General features: G+C 61.8%; 23 protein-coding genes. All 23 read left to right on the plus strand.

Annotated elements, in window-relative coordinates:
* Positions 1-7 precede the first annotated feature (7 nt).
* Positions 8-733 carry a hypothetical protein gene (locus ACP15O_RS09505; RefSeq protein WP_425095843.1) on the plus strand — a complete coding sequence of 242 codons (726 nt, stop codon included), beginning with the start codon at positions 8-10 and terminating at the stop codon, positions 731-733.
* A 25-nt stretch (positions 734-758) separates the two neighbouring features.
* Complete coding sequence (locus ACP15O_RS09510; RefSeq protein ID WP_425095844.1) at positions 759-2,690, plus strand: acetyl/propionyl/methylcrotonyl-CoA carboxylase subunit alpha; 1,932 nt, start codon at positions 759-761, stop codon at positions 2,688-2,690.
* 3 nt (positions 2,691-2,693) lie between these two features.
* On the plus strand, positions 2,694-3,548 hold the full coding sequence (locus ACP15O_RS09515; RefSeq protein WP_425095845.1) for a hydroxymethylglutaryl-CoA lyase: 855 nt from the start codon (positions 2,694-2,696) through the stop codon (positions 3,546-3,548).
* A 66-nt stretch (positions 3,549-3,614) separates the two neighbouring features.
* On the plus strand, positions 3,615-4,397 hold the full coding sequence (locus ACP15O_RS09520) for a crotonase/enoyl-CoA hydratase family protein (RefSeq protein WP_425095846.1): 783 nt from the start codon (positions 3,615-3,617) through the stop codon (positions 4,395-4,397).
* Positions 4,398-4,762: 365 nt separating this feature from the next.
* Entirely contained in the window at positions 4,763-5,128 is a 366-nt protein-coding gene (locus ACP15O_RS09525) for an NADH-quinone oxidoreductase subunit A (RefSeq protein ID WP_425095847.1), read from the plus strand.
* Positions 5,119-5,652, plus strand: coding sequence for a NuoB/complex I 20 kDa subunit family protein (locus ACP15O_RS09530; protein WP_425095848.1), 534 nt, complete (start codon positions 5,119-5,121; stop codon positions 5,650-5,652). The genes ACP15O_RS09525 and ACP15O_RS09530 overlap by 10 nt, the downstream gene beginning before the upstream one ends.
* 18 nt (positions 5,653-5,670) lie before the next feature.
* Positions 5,671-6,273, plus strand: coding sequence for an NADH-quinone oxidoreductase subunit C (locus ACP15O_RS09535; RefSeq protein WP_425095849.1), 603 nt, complete (start codon positions 5,671-5,673; stop codon positions 6,271-6,273).
* Entirely contained in the window at positions 6,273-7,496 is a 1,224-nt protein-coding gene (locus tag ACP15O_RS09540; protein ID WP_425095850.1) for an NADH-quinone oxidoreductase subunit D, read from the plus strand. The genes ACP15O_RS09535 and ACP15O_RS09540 overlap by 1 nt, the downstream gene beginning before the upstream one ends.
* An 82-nt stretch (positions 7,497-7,578) precedes the next feature.
* Positions 7,579-8,700 carry an NADH-quinone oxidoreductase subunit NuoE gene (gene nuoE, locus ACP15O_RS09545; RefSeq protein ID WP_425095851.1) on the plus strand — a complete coding sequence of 374 codons (1,122 nt, stop codon included), beginning with the start codon at positions 7,579-7,581 and terminating at the stop codon, positions 8,698-8,700.
* Positions 8,701-8,712: 12 nt separating this feature from the next.
* Entirely contained in the window at positions 8,713-8,934 is a 222-nt protein-coding gene (locus ACP15O_RS09550; RefSeq protein ID WP_425095852.1) for a DUF5337 domain-containing protein, read from the plus strand.
* Positions 8,935-8,938: 4 nt separating this feature from the next.
* Complete coding sequence (gene nuoF, locus ACP15O_RS09555) at positions 8,939-10,237, plus strand: NADH-quinone oxidoreductase subunit NuoF (RefSeq protein ID WP_425095853.1); 1,299 nt, start codon at positions 8,939-8,941, stop codon at positions 10,235-10,237.
* A gap of 5 nt (positions 10,238-10,242) precedes the next feature.
* Entirely contained in the window at positions 10,243-10,575 is a 333-nt protein-coding gene (locus ACP15O_RS09560) for a hypothetical protein (protein ID WP_425095854.1), read from the plus strand.
* 130 nt (positions 10,576-10,705) lie between these two features.
* Positions 10,706-11,110: a DUF5333 domain-containing protein gene (locus ACP15O_RS09565; RefSeq protein ID WP_425095855.1), complete on the plus strand. Its 405-nt coding sequence runs from the start codon at positions 10,706-10,708 to the stop codon at positions 11,108-11,110.
* Between the two features lie 6 nt (positions 11,111-11,116).
* Positions 11,117-13,135, plus strand: coding sequence for an NADH-quinone oxidoreductase subunit NuoG (gene nuoG, locus ACP15O_RS09570; RefSeq protein ID WP_425095856.1), 2,019 nt, complete (start codon positions 11,117-11,119; stop codon positions 13,133-13,135).
* A complete protein-coding gene (locus tag ACP15O_RS09575) occupies positions 13,135-13,527 on the plus strand; it encodes a hypothetical protein (RefSeq protein WP_425095857.1) in 393 nt (130 codons plus the stop codon). Before nuoG ends, ACP15O_RS09575 begins: the two co-directional genes overlap by 1 nt.
* A 7-nt stretch (positions 13,528-13,534) precedes the next feature.
* Complete coding sequence (nuoH, locus tag ACP15O_RS09580) at positions 13,535-14,575, plus strand: NADH-quinone oxidoreductase subunit NuoH (RefSeq protein WP_425095858.1); 1,041 nt, start codon at positions 13,535-13,537, stop codon at positions 14,573-14,575.
* Positions 14,576-14,578: 3 nt separating this feature from the next.
* Positions 14,579-15,073 carry an NADH-quinone oxidoreductase subunit NuoI gene (gene nuoI, locus ACP15O_RS09585; RefSeq protein ID WP_425095859.1) on the plus strand — a complete coding sequence of 165 codons (495 nt, stop codon included), beginning with the start codon at positions 14,579-14,581 and terminating at the stop codon, positions 15,071-15,073.
* Entirely contained in the window at positions 15,070-15,474 is a 405-nt protein-coding gene (locus ACP15O_RS09590; protein WP_425095860.1) for a carboxymuconolactone decarboxylase family protein, read from the plus strand. Before nuoI ends, ACP15O_RS09590 begins: the two co-directional genes overlap by 4 nt.
* Positions 15,467-15,874 carry a carboxymuconolactone decarboxylase family protein gene (locus ACP15O_RS09595; protein ID WP_425095861.1) on the plus strand — a complete coding sequence of 136 codons (408 nt, stop codon included), beginning with the start codon at positions 15,467-15,469 and terminating at the stop codon, positions 15,872-15,874. Before ACP15O_RS09590 ends, ACP15O_RS09595 begins: the two co-directional genes overlap by 8 nt.
* Complete coding sequence (locus ACP15O_RS09600) at positions 15,871-16,479, plus strand: NADH-quinone oxidoreductase subunit J (protein ID WP_425095862.1); 609 nt, start codon at positions 15,871-15,873, stop codon at positions 16,477-16,479. Before ACP15O_RS09595 ends, ACP15O_RS09600 begins: the two co-directional genes overlap by 4 nt.
* Positions 16,480-16,514: 35 nt before the next feature.
* The gene (gene nuoK / locus ACP15O_RS09605; RefSeq protein WP_425095863.1) at positions 16,515-16,820 is read left to right on the plus strand and encodes an NADH-quinone oxidoreductase subunit NuoK; all 306 of its coding nucleotides are present in this window, start codon (positions 16,515-16,517) and stop codon (positions 16,818-16,820) included.
* Between the two features lie 6 nt (positions 16,821-16,826).
* Positions 16,827-18,920, plus strand: coding sequence for an NADH-quinone oxidoreductase subunit L (gene nuoL / locus ACP15O_RS09610; RefSeq protein ID WP_425095864.1), 2,094 nt, complete (start codon positions 16,827-16,829; stop codon positions 18,918-18,920).
* On the plus strand, positions 18,920-20,464 hold the full coding sequence (locus tag ACP15O_RS09615; RefSeq protein WP_425095865.1) for an NADH-quinone oxidoreductase subunit M: 1,545 nt from the start codon (positions 18,920-18,922) through the stop codon (positions 20,462-20,464). The genes nuoL and ACP15O_RS09615 overlap by 1 nt, the downstream gene beginning before the upstream one ends.
* Positions 20,465-20,468: the final 4 nt, after the last annotated feature.

Here is a 20,468-nt window from a genome sequence, read left to right on the forward strand (position 1 = left end):
GCCCGAGATGACCGGAAACAATGACACCCCCCCGCAGTCCGACGATCCGGGGCCGGACAGGCCCAAACTGCTGGGGCGCGTCGCCCTGGAGGATCAGAGCGACCGAATCTTCGACGAGGTGCGCAGGCTGGTGGAACACGAGGACGGGCTGGTGGACAAACGCATCGCGTGGATGCTGGCCTTCAACGGTTTTCTGTTCGCGGCCTACGGGCTGTCTCTGGGGGCCGAGATTTCTCTGCTGGAATTCACCCCAACCGAGCCGGGCCCGCCCTTTTGCGTTTTTGTGACCTGTCTGGAAAGCGTTGAGGCGCTTGGAAAACGGATCGAAACGCTGAGGGCGGCGCTGGTGATTGCCGGCTGCCTGTCTGCTTTGGCGGCGTTGATCGGGGTGTGGGCGGCCATGCGTGCGATGTCTTATATTCGCAGCGATTATCAGCAGTATCTGGCGCGAATGCAGGTCAGGCAGCTGACGATGCCCGCGTTTCCCAGTGTCAAATCCTCGGCCGTGCTGGGGGATGCCTATGGGCTGGCGATGCCCTGCCTGGTGGCAGTGCCGTGGATCTATGTCTGGTCCAAAGGCTATGCGGGCCCGCTGCTGTGGTCCGAGCTTCTGGATCGCAGCTGGTTTGTCCTGTGGGGGCCGGCGACGTTGCTGTTCGTTCCGATGTTTCTGCTCAGGTATCGTGCGCTGTTTCACCCGGACGATCCGCACGCGCGCCACACCGCGAAATGATTTCAAAGCTCCAGGGAGTGGGAAAATGTTCGATAAAATCCTGATTGCCAACCGAGGCGAGATTGCCTGCCGTATCATCGAAACCGCTCGTAAAATGGGGGTGGCGACGGTGGCGGTGTATTCGGATGCCGATGCGCAGGCCAAACATGTCGCCATGGCCGATGAAAGCATCCACATCGGCGGCTCGGCCCCGGCGGAAAGCTATCTGCTGGCGCAGCGGATTTTGCAGGCGGCGCATCTCACCGGCGCGCAGGCGATCCATCCGGGCTATGGGTTTTTGTCCGAAAATCCCGACTTCGTGGAACAGGTGCAGGCCGCGGGGCTGACCTTCATTGGCCCCTCGGCCGATGCGATCCGTAAAATGGGGCTGAAGGACGCGGCCAAGGCGCTGATGGAGCAAGCCGGCGTGCCCGTCGTGCCCGGCTATCACGGCCCCGATCAGGACGGCGATTTTCTGGCCAAGCAAGCGGATCAGATCGGCTATCCGGTGCTGATCAAGGCGGTTGCGGGTGGCGGCGGCAAGGGGATGCGCCTGGTCGAGTCCCCCGCCGATTTCGCCGATGCCCTGGCCAGCGCCCGCAGCGAGGCACAGACGGCCTTTGGCAACCCCGATGTGTTGATCGAGAAGTATATCCTCCAGCCGCGGCACATTGAGGTGCAGGTCTTTGGTGACGGCACCCAGGCGGTGCATTTGTTTGAACGCGACTGCTCGCTTCAGCGGCGCCACCAGAAGGTGATCGAAGAGGCACCCGCCCCCGGCATGACCGCCGAAATGCGCGCCGCCATGGGCGATGCCGCCGTCCGTGCCGCTCAGGCGATCGGCTATAAGGGCGCGGGCACGATCGAATTCATCGTGGACGGGGCGAACGGGCTGCGCCCCGATGGGTTCTGGTTCATGGAGATGAACACCCGGCTGCAAGTGGAACACCCCGTTACCGAGGCGATCACCGGTGTCGATCTGGTGGAATGGCAGCTGCGCGTTGCAGCGGGTGAAGGCCTGCCGAAACAGCAAGAAGAGCTGACCATCACCGGCCATGCCTTTGAAAGCCGCCTGTATGCCGAGGACGTCCCCAAGGGGTTCCTGCCCGCCACCGGCACGCTGGGGCATCTGGCCTTTCCGTCAGGCTGCCGGGCCGATAGTGGTGTGCGCTCGGGCGATACGATCAGCCCGTTCTATGATCCGATGATCGCCAAGGTCATCACCCACGGCCCCACGCGTGAGATTGCTCTGAAACAGATGGCACAGGCGCTTGAGGGCACACAGGTGGCGGGCACGGTGACCAACCTGTCTTTCCTGGGGGCTTTGTGCGCGCATGAAGGCTTTGCCAGCGGCGCGGTCGATACCGGGTTGATCGCGCGGGATCTGGAGGCCTTGGTGGTGCAGCATCCGGCCAGCCCGCAGGTGGTGGCGCAGGCGGCGATGCTGTCGCTGGGCCTGATGGGGCGGCCCGACTGGGACCGTGGCTTTACCCTGTGGGGCAGCAGCTGGCGCGAGGTTCTGCTGACCCAGGGCGAGGCTGAGCTGTCCGTGGGGATCACCCTGCGCGGCCCGGATGTGGCCTTGGTGGATGTTGATGGGATGGTGGTGCAGGCGCGCTATGCGGATGGGTGGTATTTTGACGACATGCGCGCGGCCGATTGGCATCGGGGCGACGGGCAGGTTACGATTTTTGCCGATTACGGCGTGCCTTTCACGCTGGTCGATCCGCTGGACCGGGACACAAGCGCGGGGGGCGATGGCAATGTGATCGAGGCCCCGATGCCCGGCCTGGTCAAGGCCGTCTTTGCCAGGGCCGGCCAAGAGGTGGCCGAGGGCGACAGGCTGGCCATTCTGGAGGCAATGAAGATGGAGCACTCCCTGCTGGCCGCCCGCGATGGTGTGGTGGCCGAGGTTCTGGCGGACGCGGGCGATCAGGTCGAAGCGGGCGCGGCGCTGATCCGGCTGGAAGAGGCCTGAGCCATGACGCAATACGTTGAAATCTTTGAGGTCGGCCCGCGCGACGGGTTGCAGAACGAAAAGGCCCGCATTCCCACGGACGGTAAGATCGCGCTGGTCGATTGCCTGTCCGGGGCCGGGTTCCGCCGGATCGAGGTGGCCAGTTTCGTCAGTCCCAAATGGGTGCCGCAAATGGCCGACAGCGCTCAGGTTCTGGCCGGGATCAGCCGCGCGACGGGCGTGTCTTATGCGGCGCTGACCCCGAACATGCAGGGGCTGGAGCGTGCGCTGGCCGCCCAGGCCGATGAGGTGGCCATTTTCGGCGCGGCCTCCGAAGGGTTTTCCAAGGCCAATATCAACGCCACCATCGCCGAGAGCCTGGCACGGTTCGCCCCCGTCGCCGAGGCTGCGCAGGCCGCCGGTATCCCGGTGCGCGGCTATGTTTCTTGCGTGACGGACTGCCCCTACGATGGGCCCGTCGCGCCTCAGGCGGTGGCGCAGGTTGCCGAACAGTTGCTGGCCATGGGCTGCTATGAGATTTCGCTGGGCGACACGCTGGGGCAGGGCACGCCCGAACGGATCGAAGATATGCTGAAGGCCGTCACTCAGGTGGTTCCGGTGCAGAAACTGGCAGGGCATTATCACGATACCGCAGGGCGGGCCTTGCAAAATATCGAGGCCTCGCTGGAGCAGGGCCTGCGCGTGTTCGATGCGGCCGTGGGGGGGCTGGGCGGCTGCCCCTATGCCCCCGGAGCGGCGGGAAATGTGGCCACCGAAGCCGTCAACGCGCATCTTGTGCGGCTGGGCTATCGGACGCATCTGGATCCGGATGTGCTGCAAACCGCCGGTGCCATGGCGCGCGCGCTGCGGGCTGGCTGAGCATGACGGATTTCTGCCGGGGCGACCGTCACGGGGCCGCCCGGCATTCGCACAAAGGAGGCAGAGATGCCAGACACCATTTCGATTGAATGCGACGCCCGCGGCGTGGCCACGCTGTGGCTGGATCGCCCCGAGAAACACAATGCCCTGTCCGGCCGGATGATCTCTGAGCTGCATCAGGCCGCGCGCGATCTGGGCGCGGATGACGCTGTCCGCGCCGTGGTGCTGGCCGCGCGTGGGGCCAGTTTCTGCGCGGGCGGAGATCTGGGCTGGATGCGCCAGCAATTCACCGCCGCCCCCGCGCAGCGGATGGAGGAAGCGGGCAAGCTGGCCTGGATGCTGCAAGCGCTCAATACCCTGCCCAAGCCGCTGATCGGACGGGTGCAGGGCAATGCCTTTGGCGGCGGGGTTGGGATGGCCAGCGTCTGCGATGTGGTGATCGGGGCAGACAGCGTGCTGATGGCTCTGACAGAAACCCGTCTGGGACTGATCCCGGCCACCATCGGCCCCTATGTCTGCGCCCGGATGGGCGAGGCGCGGGCGCGGCGGGTGTTCATGTCGGGTCGCCGTTTCGACGCCTCCGAGGCGGTGGAGCTGGGCCTGCTGTCGCGCGCGGTGCCGGCCGATCAGCTGGACGCCGCGATCGAGGCAGAAATCACCCCCTATCTGGACTGCGCGCCGGGGGCTGTGGGCCGGGCCAAGGCCCTGCTGCGCACCCTGGGCCCGCGTATTGATGAAACCACGATCCAGCACACGATTTCCGAGCTGGCCGCCTGCTGGGAGGGCGCTGAAGCGCCCGAGGGCATCGGTGCGTTTTTCGAAAAGCGGAAACCGGGCTGGCAGCGCTGATCAGGCGGCTTTCAATCGCGAATCTCTTTCGCCTAAAAAACGGAACGGCGCCGTCAAAAGCGCCGTTTTTCCCGTTTAAATATGCATGTGAAGGATGACTTTAGTCAGAATCACATAAAAAAATTCGGATATGCATGGGAACGAATTCCGGATTTACAGCCCCCTGCGGCAAAAAAAACCAATCAGAATTGCCGCAACGCAACGAAGAAAGCCTTTGTGTGCGGCGGTATGCTACGGAATCCCGCAACATCTTCGTGTTGTTGAATGTGTCGATGGTTCGGTTGACCCCGGAGGGGCGCAGGAGTAAACCCGGCCTAGCAAAATCAGCCTACTGACTGCGCGCCCGCGCATGAAAGGAGCCACTCGTGGAAGAGATGCTGAGGGAATACCTTCCCATCCTCGTCTTTCTGGCCATCGCCATCGCACTTGGCCTCGTTCTAATCCTTGCAGCTGTCATTCTGGCCGTCCGCAACCCGGACCCCGAGAAAGTCTCGGCCTATGAATGCGGTTTCAATGCCTTTGATGACGCGCGTATGAAGTTCGATGTCCGGTTCTACCTGGTGTCGATCCTGTTCATCATCTTCGATCTGGAAATCGCCTTTCTGTTCCCCTGGGCCGTCGCGTTCAAGGATATTTCGATGGTCGGGTTCTGGTCCATGATGGTGTTCCTGGGCGTGCTGACCGCAGGTTTCGCCTATGAGTGGAAGAAAGGGGCCCTGGAATGGGAGTGATGACCGGTGCGAACACGGCTGGCTTCGACCGCGAAGTCGCCACGCAAGAGCTGAACCGCGAACTTCAGGACAAGGGTTTCCTGCTGACCTCGGTCGATGACATTATCAACTGGGGCCGCACCGGATCGCTGCACTGGATGACCTTTGGTCTGGCCTGCTGCGCGGTGGAAATGATGCACACTTCGATGCCGCGCTATGATGCCGAACGGTTCGGGATCGCGCCGCGCGCGTCTCCGCGTCAGTCGGACGTGATGATCGTGGCCGGCACGCTGACCAACAAGATGGCCCCCGCGCTGCGCAAGGTTTACGACCAGATGCCCGAGCCGCGCTACGTGATCTCGATGGGATCGTGCGCCAATGGCGGCGGCTATTACCACTACAGCTACTCGGTGGTGCGCGGCTGTGACCGGATCGTGCCTGTGGACGTCTATGTGCCCGGCTGCCCCCCCACCGCCGAGGCGCTGCTGTATGGGTTCATGCAGCTGGCCCGCAAGATCCGCCGCACCGGCACGATCGTGCGCTAAGCGGGAAGGAATGAACTGATGAGTGACGCCCTGAACGAACTGGCCACCCATATCGAGCTGAAACGCCCCGATGACGTGATCGGCTGGGACGTGGCCTTTGACGAGCTGACAATCGACGTAGCCCCCGGCAAGATCGTGGATTTCGTCGATTTCCTGAAATCCGATCCCACCTGCAAATTCTCGTCCTTGGTGGACATCACCGCCGTGGATTACCCCGACCGGGTGAAACGGTTCGATGTGGTTTATCACTTCCTGTCGATGTACCAGAACCAGCGCATCCGCCTGCGGGTCAGCGTGCGCGAAGATGACATGGTGCCCTCGATCGTGGACGTGCACCCCTCGGCCAACTGGTTCGAGCGCGAGGTCTTCGATATGTTCGGCGTGCTGTTCACCGGCCACCCCGATCTGCGCCGCCTGCTGACGGATTACGGTTTCCGCGGCCACCCGCTGCGCAAGGACTTCCCCACCACCGGCTACACCGAAGTGCGCTATGACGAGGCGCAAAAACGCGTGGTCTATGAGCCGGTGAAACTGGTGCAGGAATACCGCCAGTTCGATTTCATGTCCCCGTGGGAGGGTGCCAACTACATCCTGCCCGGCGATGAGAAGGAGGCCAAGTGATGGACGGCTCCAAGTTTGACGACGGCAGCGTCGATGCCCTGAGCGGCGAACAGAAAATCCGCAATTTCAACATCAACTTCGGCCCGCAGCACCCTGCGGCCCACGGCGTGCTGCGTCTGGTGCTGGAGCTGGACGGCGAGATCGTGGAACGCTGCGATCCCCATATCGGCCTGCTGCACCGCGGCACCGAAAAGCTGATGGAATCGCGCACCTACCTGCAAAACCTGCCCTATCTGGACCGCCTCGATTACGTGGCCCCGATGAACCAGGAACATGCCTGGTGCCTGGCGATTGAGAAACTGACCGGCGTCGAAGTGCCCCGCCGTGCCTCGCTGATCCGCGTGCTGTTCTCGGAAATCGGCCGCGTGCTGAACCACCTGCTGAACGTCACCACGCAGGCGATGGACGTCGGCGCGCTGACCCCGCCGCTGTGGGGCTTTGAAGAGCGCGAGAAGCTGATGATCTTCTACGAACGCGCCTGCGGTGCCCGCCTGCACGCCAACTATTTCCGCCCCGGCGGCGTCCATCAGGACCTGCCCGACGAGCTGCTGGACGATATCGAGGAATGGGCGATCGAATTCCCCAAAGTTCTGGACGATATCGACGGGTTGCTGACCGAAAACCGCATCTTCAAACAACGGAACTGCGATATCGGCGTCGTTACCGAAGAAGACATCCTGGAATGGGGCTTCTCGGGCGTTATGGTCCGTGGCTCGGGCCTCGCATGGGACCTGCGCCGCGCGCAGCCCTACGAATGCTACGATGAATTCGACTTCCAGATTCCCGTCGGCAAAAACGGCGATTGCTATGATCGCTACCTGTGCCGCATGGAGGAAATGCGCCAGTCCACCAGCATCATCCGCCAGGCCATCGGCAAGCTGCGCGAAGCCACCGGCGACGTGCTGGCCCGCGGCAAGCTGACCCCGCCCAAACGCGGCGACATGAAAACTTCGATGGAATCGCTGATCCATCACTTCAAACTCTATACCGAAGGCTTCCACGTCCCCGCCGGACAGGTCTACGCCGCGGTCGAGGCCCCCAAGGGCGAGTTCGGCGTCTACATGGTCGCCGACGGCACCAACAAACCCTACCGCGCCAAACTGCGCGCGCCGGGTTTCCTGCACCTGCAAGCGATGGATCACGTCGCCGGCGGCCACCAGCTGGCCGATGTCGCCGCCATCATCGGGACAATGGATGTCGTCTTCGGGGAGATCGACCGCTAATGTCGCACCCCGCCTTTCTTTGCTCCGTAAATACTCCCGCCGGAGGCTCCCAGGGCCGCCGCGCAGCGAAGGGGATCGTGTAATGCTCCGCCGTCTCTACCATGACCAACCCGAAAGCTTCGCCTTCACCCCGGCCAACCAGGCCTGGGCCGAAGCGCAGATCACCAAATACCCCGAAGGGCGCCAGCAATCGGCGGTTATCCCGCTCTTGTGGCGCGCGCAGGAACAGACGGGCTGGCTGACCCGCCCGGCCATTGAACATGTCGCTCAGATGCTGGGCATGGCCTATATCCGCGTGCTCGAAGTGGCGACCTTCTATTTCATGTTCCAACTGCAACCCGTCGGCTCGGTGGCGCATATCCAGATCTGCGGCACGACCTCGTGCATGATCTGCGGTGCCGAGGATCTGATCGCGGTCTGCAAGGAAAAAATCGCCCCCACGCCGCACACCCTGTCCGAGGATGGTAAATTCTCGTGGGAAGAGGTGGAATGCCTGGGCGCGTGCACCAATGCGCCGATGGTTCAGATCGGCAAGGATTACTACGAGGATCTGACCGCCGAAGGTTTCTCGAAAATGCTGGACGATATGGCCGCTGGCAAGGTGCCCGTGCCCGGCCCGCAAAACGGCCGGTTCGCAGCCGAGCCTCTGGGCGGGCTGACCGCGCTCAAGGATTTCGACAGCGGTCACACCAAATATAACGCCTCGGCGCAGCTGGCCACAGATATCGGCGACGGGATCAAGCGCATCGACGGCACCGAAGTGCCGCTGCTGACCCCCTGGCTGAAGGATCGCGCCACCAAGGATGAGGCCCCTGCGCCTGCTCCGGCGGCCGAGGCCCCGGCTGCCAAACCAGTGGCCAAGCAGGTGGAAGAGGCCAAGGCCGCCCCTGCACCTGTGGCAGATGTCGCGGATGTGGCCGAGGCCGAGCCCGATCTGCTGACCGCCGCCCGCGAAGGTGGCGCGGACGATCTGAAGCGGATCAAGGGCGTTGGCCCGAAACTGGAGCAGACCCTGAACGAGCTGGGCTTCTACCATTTCGACCAGATCGCCGCCTGGACCGAAGCGCAGATCGCCTGGGTGGACAATCGCCTGAAGTTCAAAGGCCGGATCACGCGGGATGACTGGATCGGTCAGGCCAAGCAACTGGCCGCGGGCGAGGACACAGAATTTTCCAAGCGCGTCGATAAGGGCGGCGTGTACTGAGGCAGATGACGGATGGCTGACAAAGACACAGAACTGGCACGCAAGGGGCGCAAGGTTGCGCTGCTGATCGCGGGGACAGGTGTGTTCTGGGCTCTGGCCACCTTTATCGGCGGACAACTTGGTCTGGACATGCGCACCCGTGCCTTGTTCGACCTCATCGCGCTGGCGGGCTTTGTGCTGGCCATCGTGATGATCTACCAAATCTGGCGCGCGCGCCAATCGGATCAGAGGTAATCGGATGCTCAAGGATCAGGATCGTATCTTTACCAATATCTACGGGATGCACGAACGCACCCTGGCCGGGGCCAAGGCCCGTGGACATTGGGACGGCACCGCCGGGATCATCCAGAAGGGTCGCGACTGGATCGTCGATCAGATGAAGGCCAGCGGCTTGCGCGGCCGGGGCGGTGCGGGCTTCCCGACTGGCCTGAAATGGTCGTTCATGCCCAAGGAAAGCGACGGTCGCCCGGCCTATCTGGTGATCAACGCCGATGAATCCGAACCGGGCACCTGTAAAGACCGTGAAATCATGCGCCACGATCCGCACACGCTGATCGAGGGGGCGCTGATCGCGTCCTTCGCGATGAACGCGCATACCTGCTATATCTACCTGCGCGGCGAATACATCCGCGAGCGCGAGGCGCTGCAAGCCGCCATTGACGAGGCCTATGACAACGGGCTGCTGGGCAAGAACGCTGCCGGCTCGGGCTGGGATTTTGACCTGTACCTGCATCACGGGGCAGGGGCCTATATCTGCGGCGAGGAAACCGCGCTGATCGAAAGCCTGGAAGGCAAGAAGGGGATGCCCCGGATGAAGCCGCCCTTCCCGGCGGGCGCTGGCCTTTATGGTTGCCCGACCACGGTAAACAATGTGGAATCCATCGCCGTTGTGCCGACCATCCTGCGCCGTGGGCCGGAATGGTTTGCCGGGTTTGGCCGTCCGAACAATGCGGGCACGAAACTGTTTGCCATCAGCGGCCACGTCAACAACCCCTGCGTCGTCGAAGAGGCGATGTCGATCTCTTTCGAGGAGCTGATCGAGAAACATTGCGGCGGTATCCGTGGCGGCTGGGACAATCTGCTGGCGGTGATCCCCGGTGGCTCGTCCGTGCCTTGCGTACGCGGGGAAAACATGCGCGACGCGATCATGGATTTCGATTACCTGCGGGGCGAGCTGGGCTCGGGTCTGGGCACCGCTGCTGTCATCGTGATGGACAAGCAGACCGACATCATCAAGGCCATCTGGCGCCTGTCGAAATTCTACAAGCACGAAAGCTGCGGGCAATGTACGCCCTGTCGCGAAGGCACCGGCTGGATGATGCGCGTGATGGATCGCCTGGTGCGCGGCGAGGCCGAGCTGGAAGAGATCGACATGCTGTGGGACGTGACCAAACAGGTCGAAGGCCACACGATCTGCGCCCTGGGCGATGCGGCCGCCTGGCCGATCCAGGGCCTGATCCGCAACTTCCGCGAGGAAATCGAGGATCGGATCAAGGCACAGAAAACCGGGCGCATGGGCGCCATGGCGGCGGAGTGATCCCGATGCGTGTTCTGGTTCTTTCAGTGGTATGCGCGGGCCTGCTGGCGGGGTGTGGGAACACCTCGAACAAGCAGCGCATCGCGTTTGACGGCTATTACTTCAAAACCTCGATCCAGCATCTGAAGGACGATCCGCGGATGTTCGACGTGACCGTCCATGATGCCGCGCAAAGCCGCGAAGGCGCCGAGGATGCAGGCCGCTACGAGGCCACCCGTCACTGCGTCGTGAACTATGGGAATTCCAAGCTGGAATGGCTGGTCGTGCGCGAAACCGATGACCGCGATGTGGTTCTGGACGATGACACCCTGCTGCTGCGGGGCCGTTGCCAGGCATGATGAATTCTTTTGTCATATCAAGGGATTGGGCAGGTTGTTATTGCATGACAAGCCTGACTTCTCCCATCTCTTTCAGAGATGGGCAGGCGCATTCCGCGTCGGCCTGCGCTCTGACGCAAGGAGATATGACATGCGCATGATGATGGTGATCGCAGCCGCCGCAGCTTTGGCCGGGGCCCCCATGGCCCAGGCCCGCCCGCCCCTGCGGGACGTCGCGGAAATCAACGACGGATTGTTTGCCGTCGCCGTTGCCGATGAAATCCGCAAGGAATGCCGCAGCATTTCCGCCCGTATGCTGCGGGCTCTGAACTATATCAACGCTCTGGAAAAACGCGCCCAGGAACTGGGCTACTCCAAGCAAGAGATCAAGGCCTACGTCAAATCCAAAGAGGAAAAGGCACGGATGCGTGCCCGTGGCGAAGCCTACCTGAAAGCCAATGGCGCAAGCTACGCCGACCCGGAAACCTTCTGCAAACTCGGCAAGGCCGAGATCGCAAAAGGCAGCCGGATCGGCCAACTACTGAGAGCAAAGTGAGACCCCATGTCTGACCTACGCAAGATCATCATCGACGAGACCGAGATCGAAGTTGACGGGGCGATGACCCTGATCCAGGCCTGCGAACAGGCCGGGGTCGAGGTGCCGCGCTTCTGCTACCATGAACGCCTGTCGATCGCGGGCAACTGTCGTATGTGTCTGGTCGAGGTGGTGGGCGGCCCGCCCAAACCGGCGGCGTCCTGTGCGATGCAGGTGCGCGATCTGCGCCCCGGCCCCGACGGCCAGCCGCCGGTGGTGAAAACCAACTCGCCCATGGTCAAGAAGGCCCGCGAAGGCGTGATGGAATTCATGCTGATCAACCACCCGCTGGATTGCCCGATCTGCGATCAGGGCGGTGAATGCGATCTTCAGGATCAGGCCATGGCTTATGGCGTGGATTTCAGCCGCTTCCGCGAACCCAAGCGCGCCGTGGACGATCTGAACCTGGGCCCGCTGGTCGAAACCCACATGACCCGCTGCATCAGCTGCACCCGCTGCGTGCGCTTCACCACCGAGGTGGCCGGGATCACGCAAATGGGCCAGACCGGCCGCGGCGAGGATGCCGAGATCACCAGCTATCTGAACCAGACGCTGCAATCGAACATGCAGGGCAACATCATTGATCTGTGCCCGGTGGGCGCGCTGGTGTCCAAGCCCTACTCGTTCACCGCCCGCCCCTGGGAGCTGACGAAAACCGAAACCATTGATGTGATGGACGCTCTGGGCTCGAATATCCGGGTGGACACCAAGGGCCGTCAGGTCATGCGGATCATGCCGCTGAACCATGATGGCGTGAACGAGGAATGGCTGTCGGACAAGTCGCGTTTCGTCTGGGACGGTCTGCGCCGTCAGCGTCTGGACACGCCCTATATCCGTGAAAACGGCAAGCTGCGCAAAGCCTCGTGGGGCGAGGCGCTGGCCGCTGCCGCGACTGCGATCAAGGGAAAGAAACTGGCCGCTTTGGTTGGCGATCTGGCCCCGGCCGAGGCGATCTTTGCGCTCAAACAGCTGGTGGATGGCCAGCAAGGCACGATCGAGGCCCGCACCAACGGCGCCGTGCTGCCGATCGGCAACCGCTCGGCCTATGTGGGCACTGCCGCGATCGAGGATATCGACACCGCCAAGGTGATTTACCTGGTCGGCACGAACCCACGCCTTGAGGCCCCGGTTCTGAACGCCCGCCTGCGCAAGGCCTGGCTGAAAGGCGCTGAAATCCGCGTGATCGGTGAAAACGCCGACCTGACTTATGACGTGACTTATGTCGGTCCGGGCCGCGCCTATCTGGCCCGCGAAGCAGGCTCGGCCGAGCCCGCAGAGGGCGCGCTTGTGATCGTCGGGCAGGGCGCCATCACCGAAGGCGACGGCATCAAGGTTCTGGCCAACGCGCAGGCGCTGACCGAGAAACTGGGTGGCAAGATGCTGGTTCTGCATACGGCCGCCAGCCGCGTCGCCGCCATGGATCTGGGGGCCGCCACCGAAGGCGGCCTGGACAAGGCCATGGACGGGGCCGAGGTGATCTACAACCTGGGTGCCGATGAGGTGGACATCGCCGACGGGCCCTTCGTGATCTATCAGGGCAGCCATGGCGACCGCGGCGCGCATCGCGCCGACATCATCCTGCCTGGTGCGGCCTATACCGAAGAAAACGGTCTGTTCGTGAACACCGAAGGGCGGCCTCAGCTGGCAATGCGGGCGGCTTTTGCCCCCGGCGAGGCCAAGGAGAACTGGGCCATTCTGCGCGCGCTGAGCGCCGAGCTGGGGGCCGCGCTGCCCTATGACAGCCTGGCCCAGCTGCGTCAGGCGATGGTTGCTCTGGTGCCGCATCTGGCGCAGATCGACACGGTTATCGAAAACGAATGGCAACCGCTGGAGGTTGCGGCTCTGGCCAAGGGCGAATTCAAATCCGCCGTTGTCTCGGACGAGGCGCATTACCTGACCAACCCGATTGCGCGCGCAAGCGCTCTGATGGGGGAGCTGGCGGCCAATGCCAAAGCCCGCACCGAAACCCCGGTGGCGGCCGAGTAATGATCCGGGCTGCGCTCATATCCCTTGTGCTGACGGGCACCGTGGCCGGCTGTGTTCAGGCACAGCCCGAGCCGGGGGCCTTCCGTCCGGACTATCGCGGGATTGAAACGCAGCTGCTGGACGGAGATCTGGTCAGCTTTCAGGTGGCCATGGCCGGTGCCCGCACCGGCGAGGATGTGTCGGATTACGCAGAATGTGCAGCCGCACAATATGCGCTGATCCGGGGATATGGCTTCGCGCGTCACGTGCGCACGAATGTCGAGAAACAAGGCGGTTTGTGGCTGGGGGATGCTGTTTACACCATCTCCTCCGCGCTGCCTCGCGGTTTGAGAACGATCGACGCCGAAGTCGTCGCTGCTCATTGCGCGGAAAACGGAATACCGACGGTGTGAGGACCTAATGGCGGATTTCTTTGCGAACACTTACCTAGGCATGGCGCTGGTGATCATCGGGCAGATCCTGCTGATCGTCGTTCCCCTACTGGTGGCACTTGCGTTCCTGATGTATGCGGACCGGAAAATCTGGGCAGCCGTCCAGATGCGCCGGGGCCCCAATGTCGTGGGCGTCTTCGGCTTGCTGCAAAGCTTTGCCGACTTCCTGAAATATATCGTCAAAGAGGTGGTCTTCCCCGCTGGCGCGGACCGCGTGGTGTTCCTGCTGGCGCCGATGGTCAGCCTGGTGATGGCGCTGATCGCCTGGGCGGTGATCCCGTTCAATGACGGCTGGGTGCTGTCGGATATCAACGTGGCCATCCTCTATGTCTTTGCGGTTTCCTCGCTTGAGGTCTACGGCGTGATCATGGGCGGCTGGGCGTCGAACTCGAAATACCCGTTCCTGGGCTCGCTGCGGTCTGCCGCACAGATGATTTCCTATGAGGTCAGCATCGGCCTGATCATCATCGGTGTGATCATCTCGACCGGCTCGATGAACTTTGGCGACATCGTGCGCGCGCAGGATGGCAGCTATGGCCTGTTCAGCTGGTACTGGGTGCCGCATTTCCCGATGCTGTTCCTGTTTTTCATCTCGGCGCTGGCCGAAACCAACCGCCCCCCGTTCGACCTGCCCGAGGCGGAATCGGAACTGGTGGCCGGGTATCAGGTGGAATACAGCTCGACCCCGTTCCTGCTGTTCATGATCGGCGAGCTGGTGGCCGTGGTGCTGATGTGTGCGCTTGTCTCGCTGCTGTTCTTTGGTGGCTGGCTGTCGCCCATTCCGGGCCTGCCCGATGGCATCCTGTGGATGGTGGGCAAAATGCTGTTCGTTTTCTTCATCTTCTCGATGGTGAAGGCGATCACCCCGCGTTATCGCTACGACCAGCTGATGCGCATCGGTTGGAAAGTCTTCCTGCCGCTGTCGCTGGCCTGGGTCGTCATCGTGGCATTCCTTGCAAAATTCGAAGCCTTCGGCGGGGCCTATGCCCGCTGGGCAATTGGAGGCTGATCCATGGCAGCAATCGACTACGGACGCGCCGCGAAATACTTCCTGCTGGCGGATTTCATCAAAGGCTTCCAGCTGGGTCTGAAGTATTTCTTCGCGCCCAAAGCTACCCTGAACTACCCGCATGAAAAGGGGCCTCTGTCCCCGCGTTTCCGCGGTGAACACGCGCTGCGCCGCTATCCCAACGGCGAAGAACGCTGCATTGCCTGTAAACTGTGCGAGGCAATCTGCCCCGCCCAGGCGATCACCATTGACGCGGAACCCCGCGATGATGGCAGCCGCCGCACCACGCGCTATGACATCGACATGACGAAATGCATCTATTGCGGTTTCTGCCAAGAGGCCTGCCCGGTGGATGCCATCGTCGAGGGTCCGAATTTCGAGTTCGCCACCGAAACCCGCGAAGAGCTGTTCTACGATAAGGACAAGCTGCTGGCCAATGGCGAGCGCTGGGAAGCCGAGATCGCCCGCAACCTGGAACTGGATGCGCCTTACCGATGAGCCTGACCGCGCCGCATACCGATACCTACACGCTGGGAAAGGCCCTGTCTGAACAGGTCAATCCCGGTATGGAGGATGCCCTGCGCGCCCGATACGACGCGCTGGTGCCCGGTCTGTCCAAGACCGTGGTGGATGTCGCGTATGGGCAATTCTACGCGCGCGGCGGTGTGGACGAGAAAACCCGCCTTCTGGCCACGGTTGCGGCGCTTACGGCATTGGGCGGGCAGACGCGGCCTCAGCTGAAGGTCAATATCGCCAGCGCCCGCGCTGTCGGGGCCTCACGCGAAGAGATTTGCGAGATCATTTTCCAGATGACTCTGTACGGGGGCTTTCCTGCGATGATCAACGCAATGAACGCTGCAATCGAAGTCTTCGAAACGGAGGAAGAGGCGAATGGCTGACTCAGGCAACCCGTTCGAAATGCTGATGCAGCAGGCCCAGAACATGGCCAAGGCATTTAACCCCGCGCTGGAATCCTTCTCGCCCAAGGGGTTCGAGGCGCTGTGGCCGACCCTGCCCAAGGACATGATGGAAATGGCCTTTGGCAAGGGTATCAGCAAGGACGGGCTGGACGCGAAAACACGGCTGCTGCTGACGCTGGCAGGGCTGACGATGCAGGGGGCCCAGAACGAGACGGGCTTTCGGATGACTGTGCGCCACGCTTTGGAAGCGGGCGCCACCAAGGATGAAATCGCCGAGACCATCGCGCAGATGTCGATGTTCGCAGGCATACCCGCCATGACCAAGGGCATGGAACTGGCCAAAGAGGTCATGGACGACAAAGAGGATAAATCGAAATGACGATTGCAGCGCTTGCATTCTATCTATTCGCGATCTGCGCCATCGCCGGGGGGCTGTTCACGGTGGTCAGCCGAAACCCGGTGCATTCGGTGCTGTGGCTGATCCTGGCCTTCCTCAGCTCGGCCGGGTTGTTCGTGCTGCTGGGGGCGGAATTCGTCGCCATGCTGCTGATCATCGTCTATGTGGGCGCGGTCATGGTGCTGTTCCTGTTCGTGGTGATGATGCTGGACGTGGATTTCGCCGAGCTGAAGGCCGAAATGGCCAAATACATGCCGCTGGCGCTGCTGATCGGGGTGGTCATCCTGATGCAGCTGGGCATGGCTTATGGTGTGTGGGAAACCTCGGAGACAGCGCAGGCTGCCCGCACCGCGGTCACGCCCGAAGGCATGGAAAACACCGCCGCGCTGGGGGTGCTGCTGTATGACAAATACTTCCTGCTGTTCCAGCTGGCCGGCCTGATCCTGCTGGTTGCGATGATCGGGGCGATCCTGCTGACCCTGCGCCACCGCAAGGACATCAAGCGCCAGGACGTGCTGGCCCAGATGTACCGCGATCCGGCAAAAGCCATGGAATTGAAAGACGTGAAACCGGGGCAGGGCCTGTAAGGCCGCCACTGGAAGAATAAGGACCCGAGGGAAAAATGATTGGTATAGAACACTACCTGACAGTGGCCTCTGCGCTGTTTGTCATAGGTATCTTTGGCCTCTTCCTGAACCGGAAGAACGTGATCATCCTCTTGATGTCGATCGAGCTGATGCTGCTGTCGGTCAACATCAACCTTGTCGCCTTCTCCTCGTTCATGGGGGATCTGGTGGGGCAGGTGTTCACGCTGTTCGTGCTGACCGTCGCCGCCGCCGAGGCCGCGATCGGGCTGGCCATTCTTGTCGTCTTCTTCCGGAACCGCGGAACGATCGACGTCGAAGACATCAACGTGATGAAAGGGTAAAGAGATATGGAAACCGTTATCCTCTTTGCTCCGCTGGTTGGGGCGCTGATCGCAGGTTTCGGCTGGCGGCTGATCGGTGAAAAGGGCGCTCAGTTCGTTACCACCGGCCTGCTGTTTCTGGCCTGTGCGCTGTCCTGGGTCACCTTTCTGGGGCTGGACGCCAGCACCGTCAAACACATCCACATTCTGGACTATATCCAGTCCGGCAGCCTGAGCACCGAATGGTCGATCCGTCTGGACCGGCTGACCGCGATCATGCTGATCGTTGTGACCAGCGTGTCGGCTTTGGTGCACCTCTACTCGTTCGGCTACATGGCCCATGACGACAACTGGGGCCATCACGAGCACTATAAGGCGCGTTTCTTCGCCTATCTGTCCTTCTTTACCTTTGCCATGCTGATGCTGGTGACCTCGGATAACCTGGTGCAGATGTTCTTTGGCTGGGAAGGCGTGGGCGTGGCCTCGTACCTGCTGATCGGGTTCTACTATAAGAAACCCTCGGCCAATGCCGCCGCGATCAAGGCCTTCGTCGTCAACCGTGTGGGCGATTTCGGTTTTGCGCTGGGGATTTTCGGCCTGTTCTATCTGACCGACAGCATCAGCTTTGACGTGATCTTTGCCGCCGCCCCGGAGCTGGCGGAAACCGAGCTGCATTTCCTGTGGACCGAATGGAACGCGGCGAACCTGCTGGCCTTCTTGCTGTTCGTGGGTGCCATGGGTAAATCGGCGCAGCTGTTCCTGCACACCTGGCTGCCGGACGCGATGGAGGGCCCGACCCCGGTGTCGGCCCTGATCCACGCGGCCACCATGGTGACGGCGGGGGTGTTCCTGGTCTGCCGCATGTCGCCGCTGATGGAATACGCGCCTGAGGCCATGGGCTTCGTCACCTTCCTGGGGGCCACCACGGCCTTCGTTGCGGCCACCATCGGCCTGGTGCAGAATGACATCAAGCGCGTGATCGCCTATTCCACCATGTCGCAGCTGGGCTATATGTTCGTGGCCGCTGGTGTGGGCGTCTACAGCGTGGCCATGTTCCACCTGTTCACCCACGCATTCTTCAAGGCGATGCTGTTCCTGGGCGCGGGCTCGGTGATCCACGGGATGCACCACGAACAGGACATGCGTAACTATGGCGGTCTGCGTAAAAAGCTGCCCTATACCTTCTGGGCGATGCTGCTGGGCACTCTGGCCATCACCGGCGTTGGTATCCCGCTGACTCATATCGGTTTCGCGGGCTTCCTGTCCAAGGACGCCGTGATCGAAAGCGCCTGGGCCGGCACGCAAGGTGGCTATGCCTTCTGGATGCTGGTTGTCGCGGCTCTGTTCACCTCGTTCTATTCGTGGCGCCTGATGTTCCTGACCTTCTGGGGCAAACCGCGCGGCGATAAACACACGCATGAGCACGCGCATGAATCCCCCATGGTCATGCTGGTGCCGCTGGGCGTTCTGGCGCTGGGGGCCGTGTTCTCGGGGATGATCTGGTATAACAGCTTCTTTGGCGACCATCACAGCGTGAACAAGTTCTTCGGTATCCCCGATCACCACGTTGAGGCCTCGGAAGGGCACGGTGAGGCGCATGACGATCACGCCGCAGCCGATGCCCATGACGATCACGCCGCTGACCATGGCGAGATCCATGCAATGGCTCCGCAGGGCGCGATCTTCATGCACCCCGACAATCACGTCATGGACGAGGCGCACCACGCTCCGACCTGGGTCAAGGTCAGCCCGTTCATCGCGATGATCCTGGGCCTTCTGGTGGCGATCTGGTTCTATATCGTGAACCCGGAAATGCCCAAGAAGCTGGCTGAAATCCAGCGTCCGCTGTACCTGTTCCTGCTGAACAAATGGTACTTTGACGAAATCTATGACTTCATCTTTGTGCGTCCTGCACAGGCAATCGGCCGCTTCTTGTGGAAGCGCGGGGATGGCAATGTCATCGACGGCTCGATCAATGGTGTGGCAATGGGGATCATCCCGTTCTTCACCCGTCTGGCTGGGCGCGCACAGTCCGGTTACATCTTTACCTATGCCTTTGCCATGGTGATCGGCATCGCCGTTCTGATCACCTGGATGACGCTCACCGGAGGGGCGGAATAATGGATAACCTTCTTTCCATCGTCACCTTCATTCCCGCGCTGGCGGCCGCCATTCTGGCGATCTTCCTGCGCGGCGAGGATGCCGCGGCGCAACGCAATGCCAAATATTCGGCGCTGATTGCCACCGGCATCACCTTTCTGGTGTCGCTGTTCATTCTGGCCGAGTTCGATCCCTCGAACACCGGGTTCCAGTATGTCGAGGAACGCGAGTGGCTGCTGGGCCTGAAATACAAGATGGGCGTGGACGGGATCAGCGTTCTGTTCGTCATGCTGACCACGTTCATGATGCCGCTGGTGATCTGGGCCAGCTGGGGCGTTCAGACGCGCGTGAAGGAATACATGATTGCCTTCTTGCTGCTGGAAACGCTGATGCTGGGCGTGTTCATGGCGCTGGATCTGGTGCTGTTCTACCTGTTCTTCGAGGCCGGTCTGATCCCGATGTTCCTGATCATCGGCATCTGGGGCGGCAAGAACCGCATCTATGCTTCGTTCAAGTTCTTCCTCTATACCTTCCTGGGCTCTGTCCTGATGCTGGTGGCGATGGTGGCGATGTATGCGGATGCGGGCACCACCGATATTCCGACGCTGATGAACCACACGTTTGCCTCGGATAGTTTCAGCGTTCTGGGTATTCACATCGTGGGCGGGATGCAGACCATCCTGTTCCTGGCCTTCTTTGCCAGCTTTGCGGTGAAAATGCCGATGTGGCCGGTGCATACCTGGCTGCCGGATGCGCACGTTCAGGCGCCCACCGCCGGGTCCGTGGTTCTGGCCGCGATCCTGCTGAAGATGGGCGGCTATGGCTTCTTGCGCTTTAGTCTGCCGATGTTCCCGGTCGGGGCCGACGTGCTGACGCCGCTGGTTTTCTGGATGTCGGCGATTGCGATTGTCTACACCTCGCTGGTGGCACTGGTGCAGGAGGACATGAAGAAACTGATCGCCTATTCGTCGGTCGCGCATATGGGCTATGTCACCATGGGCATTTTCGCGGCCAACCAGCAGGGGATCGACGGCGCCATCTTCCAGATGATCAGCCACGGGTTTATCTCGGGTGCGCTGTTCCTGTGTGTGGGCGTCATCTATGACCGGATGCACACCCGCGAGATCGACGCCTACGGCGGTCTGGTGAACAAGATGCCGGCCTATGCGCTGATCTTCATGTTCTTTACCATGGCGAATGTTGGTCTGCCGGGCACCTCGGGGTTTGTTGGGGAATTCCTGACGCTGATGGGTGTGTTCCAAGTCAACACCTGGGTGGCGGCTTTTGCGACTTCGGGGGTGATCCTGTCGGCGGCCTATGCGCTGTGGCTGTATCGTCGCGTGGTGCTGGGCGATCTGATCAAGGAAAGCCTGAAGTCGATCACCGACATGACCGGCCGCGAGAAGGCGATCTTTGCGCCGCTGGTCTTTATGACGCTGCTGCTGGGGGTCTACCCGGCGCTGGTCACCGATATCATTGGCCCCTCGGTCGAGGCGCTGGTCCACAACTATGAACTGGCGCTTGCCGATGGTCACTCGGCCACGCAAGTCGCCGCATCGCACTGAAACG

Source organism: Youngimonas ophiurae (nom. illeg.) (assembly GCF_049803795.1).
Lineage (GTDB): Bacteria > Pseudomonadota > Alphaproteobacteria > Rhodobacterales > Rhodobacteraceae > Thalassobius.